We start from the raw sequence: 15,058 nt of genomic DNA, 5'->3' as shown, positions 1-15,058 counted from the left end.
CACCGCCGGCGCCCCATCACTCGCGCCAGACGCCGCGCCGCAGCACCGGCTCTGGCCGACCCGGGCGGCGGTCAGCTCAGGCGGCGGCCCGGTCGGCGGCCGGTCGGCGGCGGTGGGCCGGGTCGGTGAGCGACGGCGGCGACCAGACGCCGTCGGGCTGGTAGAGGTTGGTGCCGGGCGGCACGATCGCGTCGATCCGGTCCAGCGCCGCGTCCTCGAGGGTGAGCGCGGCCCCCTTGAGCAGCCCGTCGAGCTGTTCCATGGTGCGCGGCCCGATGATCGCCGAGGTGACCGCCGGGTGCGCCACGGTGAACGCCACGGCGAGCTCGGGCAGCGTGCAGCCCAGCTCGTCGGCGAGCGCGGCCAGCTCCTCGACGGCGGCGTACTTGGCGGCGTTGCCGGGCAGCGCCGGGTCGAACCGGGCCGGGGTGCGCGCCGGCCGGCCGGCGGTGAGGTCGACAGACCGGCCCCGCCGGTAGCGGCCGGAGAGGAAACCGGAGGCCAGCGGGCTCCACACCAGCACCCCCATGCCGTAGCGCCGGCAGACCGGCAGCACCGACGTCTCGATCCCCCGGGCCACGATCGAGTACGGCGGCTGCTCGGTGCGGAACCGGCCGAGGCCCCGCCGCTCGGCGACGTGGTGCGACTCGACGATCTCCTCGGCCGGGAACGTGGAGCAGCCGAAGGCCCGGATCTTCCCGGCCCGGACCAGGTCGGTCAGCGCGCCGAGGGTCTCCTCGATGTCGGTGGTGTGGTCGGGGCGGTGCACCTGGTAGAGGTCGATCCAGTCGGTGCCGAGCCGGCGCAGGCTGGCCTCGACCGCCTGGACGATCCAGCGCCGCGAGTTGCCGCCCCGGTTCGGCCCCTCCCCCATCGGGAAGTGCACCTTGGTGGCGAGGACCACGTCGTCCCGGCGGCCCGTCAAGGCCTTGCCGACGATCACCTCGGACTCCCCGGCGGAGTACATGTCGGCCGTGTCCACGACGTTGATGCCCTGGTCGAGGGCGGCGTGCACGATGCGTACGCAGTCGTCGTGGTCGGGGTTGCCGACCGCGCCGAACATCATCGTGCCGAGAGTGTGGACGCTCACCTGGATGCCGGTGCCGCCCAGAACGCGGTAACGCATACTGCTCCTTCTCCGGGGTGTCGCCGCGCTGACCGGGCGGCGACCGGTCCCGCCACGGTAGGGATTCGAGCGCACTCGAGGTCAACCGCGCCGGTCGGCCCGGCGGGAGCACCGGCGTCCCACCACGCCCGACGGGTGGGCGATGCCGGGTCGCGTCGCGCGGGCCCGGCCCGGGTGGCAGGCTGGTGGGGTCGCCGGCAGCGGGGCGACGACGGCCCGCTGGCAGACCCGTCGTGAAGGAGAAGATCGACCCGATGGCTGTGGACGTCACCACCACCGACGAATGGCAGGCGCTGCGCAAGCACGCCGAGGCGATGCGCGGCACGCACCTGCGGGAGCTGTTCGCCGCCGACGGGCAGCGGGGCGAGCGGCTCACCGGCGAGATCGCCGACCTGCACGTGGACTACAGCAAGAACCTGGTCACCGACGAGACCGTCGCGCTGCTCACCGCCCTGGCCGCGCGGATCCGGCTGGCCGACCGGATCGCCGCCATGTTCGCCGGGCAGCACATCAACGCCACCGAGGACCGGGCCGTGCTGCACACCGCGCTGCGCCTGCCGCGCGACGCCACGCTGGTGGTGGACGGGCAGGACGTGGTGGCCGACGTGCACGCCGTGCTGGACCGGATGTCGGCCTTTGCCGACCGGGTGCGCTCCGGCGCCTGGCGCGGCCACACCGGCGAGCGGATCACCACCGTGGTCAACATCGGCATCGGCGGCTCCGACCTCGGGCCGGTGATGGCGTACGAGGCGCTCAAGGCGTACCGGGACGCGGGGATCTCCTGCCGGTTCGTGTCCAACATCGACCCGACCGACATCCACGACAAGACCACCGACCTGGACCCGGCGAGCACCCTGTTCGTGGTGGTCTCGAAGACCTTCTCCACCCAGGAGACCCTGGCCAACGCCGACCAGGCCCGGCGCTGGCTGCTGGCCGGGCTGGACGCCGACGACTCGGCGATCGCCCGGCACTTCGTCGCGGTCAGCACCAACGAGCAGCGGGTACGCGACTTCGGCATCGACCCGGCGAACATGTTCGGCTTCTGGGACTGGGTGGGCGGCCGGTACTCGCTGCCCTCGGCGGTCGGGCTGTCGGTGATGCTGGCCGTCGGTCCGGACCGGTTCCGGGACCTGCTGGCCGGCTACCACGCCGTCGACGAGCACTTCCGCAGCACGCCGGTGGAGCGCAACGTGCCGGCGCTGCTCGGCCTGCTCAACGTCTGGTACACCGATTTCCTCGACGCGCAGACGCACGCGGTGCTGCCGTACTCGCAGTACCTGCACCGGTTCCCCGCGTACCTGCAGCAGCTCACCATGGAGAGCAACGGCAAGTCGGTGACGGTGGACGGCCGGCCGGTGACGTACCCGACCGGGGAGGTCTTCTGGGGCGAGCCCGGCACCAACGGCCAGCACGCCTTCTACCAGCTCATCCACCAGGGGACACGGCTGATCCCGGCCGACTTCATCGCGTTCAGCCAGCCCAACCACGATCTCGGCGACATGCACGACCTGTTCATGTCCAACTTCTTCGCGCAGACCGCCGCGCTGGCCTTCGGCCGGACGAAGGAGCAGGTCGAGGCGGAGGGCACCGCCGCCGCGGTGGTGCCCCACCGGGTGATGCCGGGCAACCACCCGACCACCTCGATCATCGCGCCGAAGCTCACCCCGTCGACGCTGGGCCAGCTGATCGCCCTGTACGAGCACATCGTCTTCACCGAGGCCGCCGTCTGGGACATCAACGCGTTCGACCAGTGGGGGGTGGAGCTGGGCAAGGTGATGGCCAACCAGCTCGCGCCGAAGCTGACCGGGGCCGGCCCGGACCTGGCCGACGTGGACTCCTCCACCGCCGCGCTGATCCGCCGCTACCGCGCCCAGCGCGGCCGCGACTGACCGTACGCCACCGGCGGCGCCCGCGTCGGGCGTCGCCGGCCGGCGCCGGTCGCACGGCAGGTCGGCGTGAGCGCCGGCGCGGATCAGTCGCGCAGCAGGTCGGCGCGGGCGGCGCGGGTTAGTCGCGCAGCAGGTCGGCGTGGGCGGCGCGGAGCCGGGCCAGCGCCGGGTCGCCGGCCGGGGCGCGCCGGTCCAGCTCGGCCCAGGTCTCGGCGAGGGCGTCGACGAGGGCCTGCCGCTCGGCGGCGTGCCGCCGGCTGCTCTGCCGGCGTTGCTCCTCCAGCCGCCGGGACCAGCCGGCGCTGATCGCGGCGATCCGCTCGGCGTCGGCCCGGGTCTGGGCCGCCGTGCGGGCCGCCGCCGCGGGCACGATCGCGGCGATGGGTCGGGGGTCGCCGTCGCGGGTGACCACGGTGACGGTGTCGGTCAGCTCGGCCAGGGCGACGAGCTGGGTGAGCCGGGTGCGGATCTCGCGCAGCGGCAGGGCGCGCGGCTGGGGGGACCGGTCGGCCAGGGCGGGGGCAGCCATGGACACATGTTCACGTCCGGGTACGACAAAACTCCGCCACGTGTCCAGCGTGGGCCGTCGGCGCGGACACCCGGCGGGTGGACGCCGCGCCCGGCTAGCCCGCCGGCTGCCACTCCGGGGCCAGCACCGACCAGACCTCCAGGTCGGCCCGGCCGTCCGGACCGGATGCGGCCGCCCGGAGCACGCCGTCGCGGCTCATCCCCAGCCGTCGGGCGACGGCGATGCTGCGCGCGTTGGCGGCCTTGGTGACCCACTCCACCCGGTGGATGCCGCGCTCCCGGATCGCCCAGTCGATGATCACGCGGGCCGCCCGGGTCACCAGGCCGTGCCCCTCGGCCCCGGGCTCCAGCCAGCAGCCGGCCTCGGCGACACCGGTGGCGGTGCTCAGCGACACGAACATCACCCCACCGACCAGCGTGCCGCCCCGCCAGATACCCCAGATCCCGCCGTCGTCCCGGGCCCACCGGTCGGCGTAGTTCTGCAGCACCCGGCGGGCCGACTCGGGATCGGTGGCCACGAAGGAGGCGCCCACCCAGGGGGCGATGTGCTCCCGGCAGCGGTCGAGATTGGCGAGGAACTCGGTCGAGTGCCACGGCTGCAGCGGCCGCAGCTCGGCGTCATCGGTCAGCGCGAGGGAGAACATCCCCGCAACTTAGTGCCGGCCCCCTCGGCGCCGCACCAGCTTTCCCCACCTGGCGGTCGCGCGTGAGACACCCAGACCGCCGCACCGCTGTCCTCGCCCGCCGGCCGCGACCGAGCTGCCCAGGCAGGGTCCGGACCCCGCCGGCGCGCTCGCGTCACGGCGACCACCGTGAGCAACGGCGGCCCGTTCAGCCGCCGATCCGGGCGGCGCGGGGTGCGGAGGCACCTCACCTTTCCGCCTACCGACTTGATGACCAGAATGGATCAGCGGTCACCCCCCGGGCTGGGGACGATCAAAAAGGTAACGGGTGATCCGTCTACGTCATCAAGTCGGTAGCGGCTGAGAAGGCACTCCGCGCCGTCACCGACCCACCCGCAGGCCAGCGGCAGCCGGGAACGGCACTCCCGACCGTCAGGGGTTCATCTCGTAGCCGCCGGAGAGGGCGACGACCCGCGCCCAGACCCGGGCGGCGCCCTCGGCGTCGCGGACCGGGCGGCGCACCTGGGTGAGCGCCCAGGCGGCCTGCTCGTCGCTGGTGGCGGCCTTGCCGTGCAGCTCGGTGGCGTACCCGGAGAAGTCCCGGATCAGCAGGTCGAAGATCCCGTCGAGCAGGTCGGCGTCGAGGCCGGTCAGCGCGGCCTGCTCCAGGATGAGCTGACCGTAGACGATCAGGGCGAAGAGCTGGCCGACGGTGAGCAGGAAGTCCAGGTCCCGCTGCTGGGCCTCGTCCGGGGCGTGCGAGGCGAGCAGCGCGGCGAGCCCGTCGGCCTGCTCCCGGAACCGGGCCACGTTGGGCAGGTGGGCGTGCGCGTCGTACGGCGTGCGCCAGTCGTGGAAGCGGATGGCGCCGAGGCCGCGGGCCGGGCCCTGCCGGAACAGGAACTCGTCGTCGGCCGGGTCCCGGCGGGTCGGCACGGGCGGGTGCTCGGCCGGCCGGAACAGGTAGTTCGGCAGGAACTTGAGGATCAGGGCCAGGTTGACGTGCACCGTCCCCTCCAGCTTCGGCAGGCCGCGGATGTCCCGGGCGGCCTTGTCGAAGTAGGTGTCGGCCTCGAAGCCTTTCGCCGCGATCACGTCCCAGAGCAGGTCGATGACCTTCTCGCCCTCGGTGGTGACCTTCATCTTGGTCATCGGGTTGAACAGCAGGTAGCGCCGGTCGTCCGGGCCGGCCGAGCGGAAGTAGTCGACCGCGCGGTCGCTGAACAGCTTCATCGCCACCAGGCGGGCGTACGCGTCGGTCAACTCGCGGCGCACGTGCGGGAAGTCGGTGACCCGCCGGCCGTAGAGCACCCGGTTGTGGGCGTGGCTGACCGCCTCGTACATGGCGTGCTCGCAGATGCCGATGGAGGCGGTGCAGAGGTTGAACTTGCCGACGTTGACGGTGTTCAGCGCGGCGTCGAAGGCGGCCTGCCCGGTGTGCAGCACGTCCTCGGCGCGCACCGGGTAGTCCTCGAGCCGGAACTCGCTGACGTACATCTGCGCGTTCACCACGTTGCGGACCAGCCGGTAGGCCGGGTGCCGGCTGTCGGCGGCGAAGAAGACGTACCCCTCGGGACCGTCGACGTCGGCGCGGCGGCCGAAGACGGAGACCAGCCCGGCGGCGTTGCCGTTGCCGATGTAGTACTTGCCGCCGGTGGCCCGGAAGCCGCCCGCGCCGTCCGGGGTGAGCAGCATGTCCGTGGCGTAGATGTCGGCGCCGTGCGGCCGCTCGGAGAGGCCGAACGCCATGACGTGTCCCTCGTCGAGCAGCGCGGCGGCGCGGGCCCGGGCGGCGGTGTTGCCGCTCTGCCAGACCGGCCCGAGGCCGAGCACGGTGACCTGCCAGGTGTACCAGTAGCCGAGGCCGTAGAAGCCGAGGATCTCGCTGAGCGCGGCGGTGCGGGCGGTGTCCCAGCGCTTGTCCGGGTCGCCGCCGGCGTCGGCGGCCGGGGTGAGGAAGGTGGCGAAGAGCCGCTCCTTGGCGGCGAAGTCGAGGAAGTCGGCGTACCACTCGTGGTGGTTGTAGCTCTCCACCAGGGCGCGCTTGCCCCGGGACTCGAACCAGTCGATGGTGGCGCGCAGCAGCCGCCGGGAGGTCTCGTCGAGGTCGGCGGGGTCGTAGTGGTGCGGGTGGAACAGCAGCGGGTCGGTCACGCCGGTCGCCTTTCTGGGCAGCGGTCGAGGTCGCGGAGGGTGTCGAGGACGTCGTCGAGCCAGGCCAGCACCATCCGCTCGTACGCGATGCCGCCGCGCAGCACGACGTGCTGGAGCGCCCCGCGGGCGTCCGGGGCGGCGGGGTCGGGGAAGTCGCGGGCCTCGCCGGCCAGGTAGCCGGCGAGGGTGGCCGCGTGGTCGGCGCGGTAGCGCTCGACCTCGGCGACCAGCGCGGCGCGGCCGGCGTCGTCGTCGAAGGCCGCGCCGCGGATCTTGACGGCCAGCTCGTGCCGGACCGCCTCCGGCTGCACCGGGGCGCGCAGCCAACCGACCAGGGCGGACCGCCCGGTCGGGGTGACCGACCAGATCTTCTTGTCCGGCAGCGCCGCCTGGCCGATCGCCTCGGCGGTGATCCAGCCGTCGCCGTCCATCCGCTTGAGCACCCGGTAGATCTGCTGGTGGGTGGCGGTCCAGAAGCGGCCGATCGAGCGGTCGAAGCGCCGGGCCAGGTCGTAGCCGGAGGCGGGTTGCTCCAGCAGCGAGACGAGGATGGCGTGCTCCAGCGACATGCCGGCCATCTTGCTATGCAACGAGTTGCATAGCAAGCCGCGCCGGCATCAGATGATGAAGTGGGTCCAGTAGCTGATCCAGACGGCGAAGAGCACGCCCTGGAGCAGCGCCAGTCCCGCGGTGAGCCAGGAGTCCAGGCCGCGCCGGCGCGCCCAGCGGGCCAGCACCAGCGCCACCGGGAAGGCGGCGAGCAGGTAGCGCAGCAGGCTCTTGTACACCGGCGGCCCCATCGACAGCGGCACGAGCACCACGACGAGGGTGTAGACCAGGTACGGCCACTCGGCGCGCCGGCGCAGCCCGGCGACGGCCACCGCCACCATGGCGACCGCGATCCACACCCGCAGCGCGTCCGCCGAGTTGTCGCCGGCCAGCGCCGCCCAGGCCACCGGCAGCGGGTTCTGCACCTTGATGCCCCAGCCCTTCTCCTGGGCGTGCTGGTAGGCGAACCAGTCGCCGCCCTGCCACCGGCAGAACGCCATGAAGGTCAGCCAGCCGGCCGGGACCAGCACCAGCGCCCAGCCCTGCCGCAGGTAGCGCCACCAGTTCGCCGGGCGCAACCGCCAGCCGTGCTGGTTCAGCAGCACCAGGGCCAGCGGGATCACCACCAGGAAGCCGACCGAGCGGCTCATCGCGAGGAAGTAGCCGACGATCCCGGCCACCAGCCAGCGGCGCTGCTCGGCGTACCAGAAGGCGGCCAGGGCCAGGCAGACGAAGAGCGACTCGGTCAGCGCCGCCTGGAACAGGAACGCGGTCGGTAGGAGCAGCAGGTACCGCACCGACCGCCGGCCGTCCGCGCCGGCGGCGTCCCCGTCGGCCGCGCCGAGCAGGCGGCCGCCGAGCCGGTACGCGTAGTAGAGCTGGAACAGCAGCGCCACGTTGGCGACCAGCAGCAGCGCCCAGGCGGTGTGGCCGCCCAGCAGCGGCGCGAGCGGCCGGGCCAGGAACGGGTAGAGCAGCGGGAACCCGAAGTCGGTCCAGGGCCGGTCCAGCGGCAACCGGGTCAGGTGGTCGTAGAGGAACGAGTCCCAGGCGAACCAGAGCGAGAACCAGCGCTGCCCGGAGATCGCGTCCTGCTGGGCCCGCATCGTCGCCTCGTCCGCGGGCAGCGACCCGGGCGCCAGGTCCCAGGCGGTCAGCACCAGCGTGCCGACCAGGCTGAGCACGACCTTCGAACCGACGAAGACGGCGAGCACGAAGCCCCACGGCGTCGGAATCCGGTCGGCCAGGCCGGACACCCGCCGGCCGACGCCGGCCAGCCGGGCCCGCGCGCCGGCGCCGACCCCCCGGCCCGGTACGCCCGACCGCCCGGTCGCCGGGGAGCCGCCGGTCGGGCCGGCCCGCACCTCGTCCGCCATCGCGCTCCCACCGATCGCCCCGCGACCGACCCTCGGACCGCGAACCGTCCCCGGCATCCCCGTTCCGGCCCGGTTGACACCTTCGGCCCTCCGATCGGCCGGACCACCTCCGATCCCGGCCCGCACCGGAGGTGAGTTCGCGGCCAGGACGGGTAAGGGCGGGGCCGCATCGGCACGCTCACGGGGGGCGCGGACGGTATGGATGACGGCAACGGAACCGTGGTCATCGGAGCGGGGCCGGCGGGGTTGACCGCCGCCTACGAACTGCTGCGCCACGGCGAGACGGTACGGGTCTACGAGGCCGACGAGGTGGTCGGCGGGATCAGCCGAACGGTGGTACGCGACGGCTGGCGGTTCGACATCGGCGGGCACCGGTTCTTCACCAAGGTCTCCCGGGTCGAGGATTTCTGGCACGAGATCCTGCCCGACGAGGACTTCCTGCTCCGGCCCCGGATGAGCCGGATCTACTACCGGGGCGCCCTCTACGACTACCCGCTCAACGCCACCAACGCCCTGCGCAACCTGGGCCTGCGGGAGGCGCTGCGCTGCGTCGGCTCGTACGGACGGGCCCGGCTGCGACCGCCGCGGGACCAGTCGCACTTCGAGGGCTGGGTCTCCGCCCGGTTCGGCTGGCGGCTCTACTCGATCTTCTTCAAGACGTACACCGAGAAGGTCTGGGGGATGCCGGCCGACCAGTTGCAGGCGGACTGGGCCGCCCAGCGGATCAAGAACCTGTCGCTGTCCACGGCGGTGCTCAACGCGCTGCTGCCCCGGCGCAACCGCAAGGACGTGACCAGCCTGATCGAGGAGTTCCAGTACCCGAAGCACGGCCCCGGCATGATGTGGGAGCGCTGCACCGAGGAGGTGGAGAAGCGGGGCGGCACGGTACGGCTGAACACCTGGGTGGCCGCCGTGCACCGGGACCCGGCGACGCGCCGGGCCACCGCCGTGACGGTGCTCGACGCCGACGGCGAGCGGACCGAGCCCGCCGACCACGTGATCTCCTCGATGCCGATCTCGGCGCTGGTGCACGCCATGCGCCCGGCGGCGCCGCCCGAGGTCCGCGCCGCCGCGGACGACCTGCGCTACCGGGACTTCCTCACCGTCGCGCTGGTGGTGCCCGCCGAGTTCTCCTTCCCGGACAACTGGATCTACGTGCACGACCCGGCCGCGAAGGTGGGGCGGATCCAGAACTTCGGCTCCTGGTCGCCGTACCTGGTCAAGGACGGGCGGACCTGCCTGGGGCTGGAGTACTTCGTCTTCGAGGACGACGAGATGTGGCGGACCCCGGACGCCGACCTGATCGCCCTCGCCACCGCCGAGCTGGAGCGGCTCGGCCTGGTCCGCCCCGGCTGCGTGGAGACCGGCTACGTGGTCCGCATGCCCAAGGCCTACCCGGTCTACGACGAGCACTACCAGCACAACGTCGACGTGATCCGGGGCTGGCTGGCCCGGGAGGTCGAGAACGTGCACCCGGTCGGGCGCAACGGCATGCACCGCTACAACAACGCCGACCACTCGATGCTCACCGCCATGCTGACCGCGGAGAACATCGCCCACGGCGCCGGGCACGACGTCTGGACGGTCAACGTCGAGCAGGACTACCACGAGCAGAAGGCGCCGTCGCGGCACGGCACCGGCCGGGACGCGCCGATCATGCCGGCCCGCCGGTAAGGCGCGGCGCGTGAGGGTGGTCATAACCGCTGGACGACACCGGCGGGGCTGCTGCTAGCCTTCTGCGCAGGTCATGAGCGCCAGCGCCAAGCCCCGGCTCGCTGGCCGGCAACCCTCCTCCGCGGTGGGGTGCCCCGGGTGAGGACCAGGCACCGGCAGCCGCCGGTGCAAGCGTGGCCTGGCACCCAGGTCAGCAACGACCAGGGAGACCCATGTCTGCTCGACTCCGCACCCCACCCGCCGACGGCGTCGCCCACCCGGCCGGTTTCGCGCTGGTCAAGCGCCGGCACGTCGACCTGATGCGGGTGTGCAGCGACGGCTGTCGCGGCGCCGTCGCGCGCTGAGCGCCACCTCCCCCTTTTTCCTCGATCCACCTCGCGGCCCCGCCCTGTCCGGCGGCGCCGTCGGCGACGCACGTCCCGCGCCGCCGTCCACATTGGAGAAGACACGTGCGTATCCGTACCGCCCTGACCCGCGTCGCCGTGCTCGGCGCCGCCGCCGTGCTCGCCGCCACCGGACTGACCGCCTGCGGTGACGACGGCTCCACCAGCGAGGCCGCCAACCCGTACGGGCTGCTCCAGCCCGGCGTCCTGCGGGCCGGCACGCTCACCGACGCCCCGCCGAACGTGTACCTGAAGGACGGGAAGTTCACCGGCTTCGACAACGACCTGCTCACCGCCGTGGCCGCCAAGGCAGGGCTGAAGGTGGAGTTCGTCGGCACCGACTTCTCGGCGCTGCTGGCGCAGGTCAACAACCACAAGTTCGACGTGGGCAGCTCGTCCATCACGATCACCGAGGCGCGGAAGAAGACCGTCGACTTCGGCAACGGCTACGACTTCGGCTACTTCGGACTGGACGTGCCGGCCGGCTCGACGATCACCGGCTTCGACCAGCTCGCCGGCAAGCGGGTGGTGGTCGTGCAGGGCACCGTGCAGGACGACTACGCCACAAGGCAGAACCTGAACCCGGTGCGGGTGCCCGACTACAACGGCGCGGTCAACCAGCTCAAGGCCGGCACCGCCGACGCCTGGATCGCCCCGGCCGAGATCGGCGACACGTCCGCCGGCGACAGCAACGGCAAGATCAAGGTGGCCGCCAAGCAGCTCAGCCCCGCGCCGACCGCGTACGCCGTCGCCAAGGGCAACGACAAGCTGCGCGAGGCGCTGAACAAGGGCCTCGACGAGGTTATCGCCGACGGCACCTGGAGCCGGCTCCAGGCGCAGTACTACCCGGGCCGGCCCATCCCGGCCGACTTCACGCCGGGCAGCGGCACGGTCGCGGTGCCGTCGCCGTCGGCGGCCTCCTGACCGGAACGACGTGGCACGAGCGGGGCGGAGGCAGACATGGATCCACTGAGCACCCTCTGGGAGACCTTCTTCGACTGGGCCTCGATGCGCGAGGCGCTGCCCGAGATGGTCACCGTCGGGCTGCCCAACACGCTGCTCCTGGCGGTCTCCGCCGCCCTGCTCGGCTCGGTGCTGGGCATGCTGCTGGCGGTCGCCGGAATCTCGCGTACCCGCTGGTTGCGGTGGCCGGCCCGGGTCTACACCGACGTGTTCCGCGGCCTGCCGGCGGCGGCGACCATCCTGCTCATCGGCGTCGGCCTGGCGCCGCTGGGCATGCGGGTGTGGGGGCCCAACCCCTATCCGCTCGGCGTGCTGGCGCTGTCGCTGATCGCCGCCGCCTACCTCGGGGAGATCTTCCGCTCCGGCATCCAGAGCGTCGAGGCCGCCCAGCTCGAGGGGGCCCGGGCGCTCGGCTTCTCCTGGGGCGAGGCGATGCGGCTGGTGATCATCCCGCAGGGCGTACGCCGGGTGCTGCCGGCCTGGGTGAACCAGCTCATCGCCCTGATCAAGGACTCCAGCCTGGTCTACTTCCTCGGCCTGGTGGCCAGCCAGCGGGAGCTGTTCCGGATCGGTCAGGACTACGCCGCCACCACCGGCAACGAGTCGGCGCTGCTGCTGGCCGGGCTGTTCTATCTGGCGCTGACCGTGCCACTCACCCACGCCGTGAACTGGATCGACCGGCGGCTGCGCCAGGGCCGGGCGGTCGCCCTGCCCGACCCGGACCTCGACGTCGACCCCGCGCCGGCCAGCACCGGGAAGGACCCGCGATGAGCACCACCACGACCACCCCCGCCGGCTCGGTCGGTCTCGCCGTCCGGGACGTGCACCTGGCCTTCGGGTCGCACCAGGTGCTGCGCGGCGCCGACCTGGACGTCGCCCGGGGCACCACCGCCTGCGTGATCGGGCCGTCCGGCTCCGGCAAGTCGACCCTGCTGCGCACCATCAACCGGCTCATCGAGCCGGACCGGGGCGACGTGCTGCTGGACGGACGCAGCGTGCTGCACGACGACCCGGACGCGCTGCGCCAGCGCGTCGGCATGGTCTTCCAGCAGTTCAACCTCTTCCCGCACCTGAGCGTGCTGCGCAACATCACCCTGGCGCTGCGCAAGCTGAAGAAGCTGCCCGAGGAGGAGGCGGCGCGGCTCGCCCGGGCCCAGCTGGACCTGGTCGGGCTCGCGCACAAGGCCGACGCCCGGCCGGCGCAGCTCTCCGGCGGGCAGCAGCAGCGGGTGGCGATCGCCCGGGCGCTGGCCCTGCGCCCGCAGGTGATGCTCTTCGACGAGGCCACCTCCGCGCTCGACCCGGAGCTGGTCAAGGGCGTGCTCGCGGTGATGGCCGACCTCGCCGCCGCCGGGATGACCATGGTGGTGGTCACCCACGAGATGGGTTTCGCCCGTGAGGTCGCCGACACGGTGGCGTTCATGGACGGCGGCGTGGTCCTCGAAGCCGGCGAGCCGGCCGCCGTGTTCGAGGCGCCGGAGCATCCGCGGCTGCGCCGCTTCCTGTCCCAGGTGCGCTGAGCCGCGCCGCCAGTCAGGCCGCTCCCCCGTCCTCCGGTGGCGGACCGCCGACACGAACGGGTGGCGCCGCCCCGGCCCGACGGTGGAGGGGCGCGGGGCAGCCGCCGGGTTGTTGCTCACCAGGGCAGGCGACCAGCGGCACTGAAGAAGCCTCCCGTCGGGCCGGTGGGACCGAGCTGCGCCAGCTGGGCGATGATCCGGGCACCCTGCTCCACCGTCTGGTGTCCGGCCGAGCCGTTGAGGTCCGTGGCGGTGAAGCCGGGCTCGACCGCGTTGATCCTGATCGTCGGGTACGCCTTCGCGAACTGGACGGTGACCATGTTCAGCGCGGTCTTGGAGGCCGGGTAGGCCACGCCCGGGTAGGCGTAGCCGGGCTCGCCCGGGGTTGTCGCGCGGTACAGCGACGCGAGGCCGCTGCTCACGTTCACCACCACGGGAGCCGCGGACCGGCTGAGGAGCGGGAGAAAGGCGTGGAGCATCCGCACCACGCCGACGACGTTCGTCGCGAAGGTCTGCGCCATCAGGTCCGCCGTCACACCCGAGGCATCCGTGACGGTGCCGTCCGCGCCCCACTCCGGCGCGATCCCGGCGTTGTTGACCAGGACGTCCAAGCCGCCGTCGGCCGCGATGGAGCGCGCCGCGGCGGCTACCGACGCGTCGTCGGTGACATCCACCCGCACGACCCGGGCGCCGACCGTCGCGGCAGCCAGCCGCCCCCGCTCGAGGTCCCGGCTGCCGAGGTAGACGGTATGGCCGGCGGCCGTCAATTGGCGGGCGGTCTCCAGCCCCAGGCCCTTGTTCGCGCCCGTGATCAGTGTGGTCGTCATGCCGCGCACGCTAGCTTTCCGAGCGTGCTCGAAGTCAACGCCGGGCGTCGCACCGGTCGGAGAGGGCATAGCGGGTGAGCACCACGTCGTCGATCTGGCGCACCTCGAGCACCCGGGCCCGCCGGCCCGCGTGCCACGGATAGCTGCCCTCACCGACGAAGCGCGGCGCCCGCCGGTCACCGACGAAGAACGGCGCCACCACCAGGTGCAACTCGTCGGCGAGGCCGGCGGTCAGGAACTGGCAGTGCAGGCTGCCGCCCCCCTCCACCATCAGCCGCCGGACACCCCGCGCGGCCAGGTCGGCCAGGACCGCCTCCGGGGTGACCGGGTCACCGGCGTCGACCACGGTGGCCACGTCACCCACCCGCTCGTGGGTCTTCTCCACCACCCCGCTGAGGCAGTAGACCAGCTTCGGCCCGTCGCCGAAGGTGAAGAACCGGGCGGTCGGATCGAGGTCGCCGCTGCCGGTGACGGTGACCTTGGCCGGCGACGGGGGCAGGCCGCGGGCCACCCGCTCGGCCCGCCGCCGCTCGGCGCGGATCAGCAGCCGCGGATCGTCCCGGCGGACCGTGGCGGCGCCGACCAGGATCGCGTCACAGGCGGCGCGAACGTCGTCGACCCGGTCCAGGTCGGCCTCGTTGGAGAGCAGCAGCCGCTCGGTCGACGCGTCGTCGATGTAGCCGTCGATCGACATCGCGCAGCTGAGCAGCACGTACGGTCGCGCGCTCACGGCACGAAGGGCAGGTCGAGGGCGTGGTCGGCGCGGGTCACCTTGGCCGCGAGGTAGTGCGCGTTCGCCGGGGACAGGTGCACCCCGGTCGACACCCGGTCGGCCACCGTCACGCCCAGCCGGTCCAGCTGCGCCGCCTTGTCCGGGTTGTTGCTGAGCAGCGCCACCCGGGCCACGCCCAGCGCCACCAGCATCTGCGCGGCCACCGTGTAGTCGCGCTCGTCGGCGCCCCGGCCCAGCGCCTCGTTCGCCTCGTAGGTGTCCAGCCCGCCGTCCTGCAGGGCGTACGCGTCGAGCTTGGCGTAGAGGCCGATGCCGCGGCCCTCCTGGCGCAGGTAGAGCAGGTAGCCCCCGGCCTCGGCGATCCGCTCGACCGCCTCCCGCAACTGCGGGCCGCAGTCGCAGCGCTGGCTGCCGAAGACGTCCCCGGTCAGGCACTCGCTGTGCGGGCGGACCAGCGGCGGGGGCAGGTCGGCCGCCAGCCGGTCCCCGGCGGTCGCCCGGTCGCCCAGCCCGAACGCAAGGTGCTCGCGGCCGTCCACCAGCCCGTGGAAGGTGTAGACCCGGGCGCTGGTCAGGTATCCGTCGGGGAAGCGCAGCGGGACCGTCACCTGGGTCCGGATCGTCGCCGTGGGCAGTGTTTCGTCCATCCGTTCTCCTCCGTCCGGGGCTGCCGGACGGGCCGGCAACGCACACCTCGCCTCCTCACCGTAGGC

At 72.9% G+C, this 15,058-nt stretch carries 15 protein-coding genes and 1 riboswitch; of the genes, 6 read left to right on the top strand and 9 right to left on the bottom strand.

Annotation, left to right across the window (positions count from 1 at the left end; genetic code table 11):
- Positions 1-76: 76 nt before the first annotated feature.
- Positions 77-1,126 carry an aldo/keto reductase gene (locus tag AB0I11_RS27500; protein WP_357326588.1) on the bottom strand — a complete coding sequence of 350 codons (1,050 nt, stop codon included), beginning with the start codon at positions 1,124-1,126 and terminating at the stop codon, positions 77-79.
- 254 nt (positions 1,127-1,380) lie between these two features.
- On the opposite strand from AB0I11_RS27500, the gene pgi reads away from it, so the two are divergent.
- Complete coding sequence (pgi, locus tag AB0I11_RS27495) at positions 1,381-3,015, top strand: glucose-6-phosphate isomerase (RefSeq protein WP_357326673.1); 1,635 nt, start codon at positions 1,381-1,383, stop codon at positions 3,013-3,015.
- A 118-nt stretch (positions 3,016-3,133) separates the two neighbouring features.
- On the opposite strand, the gene AB0I11_RS27490 is transcribed toward pgi, so the two are convergent.
- The 5 genes from AB0I11_RS27490 to AB0I11_RS27470 form a co-directional block, all read right to left on the bottom strand.
- On the bottom strand, positions 3,134-3,544 hold the full coding sequence (locus AB0I11_RS27490; protein ID WP_357326585.1) for a type II toxin-antitoxin system Phd/YefM family antitoxin: 411 nt from the start codon (positions 3,542-3,544) through the stop codon (positions 3,134-3,136).
- Between the two features lie 94 nt (positions 3,545-3,638).
- A complete protein-coding gene (locus AB0I11_RS27485; RefSeq protein ID WP_357326582.1) occupies positions 3,639-4,187 on the bottom strand; it encodes a GNAT family protein in 549 nt (182 codons plus the stop codon).
- A gap of 411 nt (positions 4,188-4,598) precedes the next feature.
- Entirely contained in the window at positions 4,599-6,320 is a 1,722-nt protein-coding gene (locus AB0I11_RS27480; protein WP_357326579.1) for an acyl-CoA dehydrogenase, read from the bottom strand.
- Complete coding sequence (locus AB0I11_RS27475; protein WP_357326576.1) at positions 6,317-6,889, bottom strand: PadR family transcriptional regulator; 573 nt, start codon at positions 6,887-6,889, stop codon at positions 6,317-6,319. Before AB0I11_RS27475 ends, AB0I11_RS27480 begins: the two co-directional genes overlap by 4 nt.
- Before the next feature lie 48 nt (positions 6,890-6,937).
- Positions 6,938-8,245, bottom strand: a complete 1,308-nt coding sequence (locus tag AB0I11_RS27470) for a hypothetical protein (protein ID WP_357326573.1) — start codon at positions 8,243-8,245, stop codon at positions 6,938-6,940.
- A gap of 198 nt (positions 8,246-8,443) precedes the next feature.
- Here AB0I11_RS27470 and AB0I11_RS27465 point away from each other — a divergent pair, with 198 nt between their 5' ends.
- The 5 genes from AB0I11_RS27465 to AB0I11_RS27445 all read left to right on the top strand — a co-directional run bounded on the left by AB0I11_RS27465 (position 8,444) and on the right by AB0I11_RS27445 (position 12,785).
- Positions 8,444-9,919 (top strand): NAD(P)/FAD-dependent oxidoreductase, encoded by a 1,476-nt coding sequence (locus AB0I11_RS27465; protein ID WP_357326570.1) that lies wholly within the window; start codon positions 8,444-8,446, stop codon positions 9,917-9,919.
- Between the two features lie 69 nt (positions 9,920-9,988).
- Positions 9,989-10,099: riboswitch (SAM riboswitch) on the top strand.
- Between the two features lie 32 nt (positions 10,100-10,131).
- Positions 10,132-10,263, top strand: coding sequence for a hypothetical protein (locus AB0I11_RS27460; RefSeq protein ID WP_357326567.1), 132 nt, complete (start codon positions 10,132-10,134; stop codon positions 10,261-10,263).
- A gap of 105 nt (positions 10,264-10,368) precedes the next feature.
- Positions 10,369-11,226, top strand: coding sequence for an ABC transporter substrate-binding protein (locus tag AB0I11_RS27455; RefSeq protein WP_357326564.1), 858 nt, complete (start codon positions 10,369-10,371; stop codon positions 11,224-11,226).
- Between the two features lie 36 nt (positions 11,227-11,262).
- Positions 11,263-12,036 carry an amino acid ABC transporter permease gene (locus tag AB0I11_RS27450; RefSeq protein ID WP_357326561.1) on the top strand — a complete coding sequence of 258 codons (774 nt, stop codon included), beginning with the start codon at positions 11,263-11,265 and terminating at the stop codon, positions 12,034-12,036.
- Positions 12,033-12,785 carry an amino acid ABC transporter ATP-binding protein gene (locus tag AB0I11_RS27445; protein WP_357326558.1) on the top strand — a complete coding sequence of 251 codons (753 nt, stop codon included), beginning with the start codon at positions 12,033-12,035 and terminating at the stop codon, positions 12,783-12,785. Before AB0I11_RS27450 ends, AB0I11_RS27445 begins: the two co-directional genes overlap by 4 nt.
- Before the next feature lie 116 nt (positions 12,786-12,901).
- On the opposite strand, the gene AB0I11_RS27440 is transcribed toward AB0I11_RS27445, so the two are convergent.
- The 3 genes from AB0I11_RS27440 to ribA are packed head-to-tail and all read right to left on the bottom strand — an operon-like array spanning position 12,902 to position 14,992.
- Positions 12,902-13,612 (bottom strand): SDR family NAD(P)-dependent oxidoreductase, encoded by a 711-nt coding sequence (locus AB0I11_RS27440; RefSeq protein ID WP_357326670.1) that lies wholly within the window; start codon positions 13,610-13,612, stop codon positions 12,902-12,904.
- A gap of 34 nt (positions 13,613-13,646) precedes the next feature.
- Positions 13,647-14,342 (bottom strand): dihydrofolate reductase family protein, encoded by a 696-nt coding sequence (locus tag AB0I11_RS27435; protein WP_357326554.1) that lies wholly within the window; start codon positions 14,340-14,342, stop codon positions 13,647-13,649.
- The gene (gene ribA, locus AB0I11_RS27430; RefSeq protein ID WP_357326552.1) at positions 14,339-14,992 is read right to left on the bottom strand and encodes a GTP cyclohydrolase II; all 654 of its coding nucleotides are present in this window, start codon (positions 14,990-14,992) and stop codon (positions 14,339-14,341) included. The genes AB0I11_RS27435 and ribA overlap by 4 nt, the downstream gene beginning before the upstream one ends.
- Between the last annotated feature and the right edge of the window lie 66 nt (positions 14,993-15,058).

Source organism: Micromonospora sp. NPDC050495 (assembly GCF_040655175.1).
Classification (GTDB): domain Bacteria; phylum Actinomycetota; class Actinomycetes; order Mycobacteriales; family Micromonosporaceae; genus Micromonospora.
This window is presented reverse-complemented; position numbering and strand designations above follow the sequence as displayed.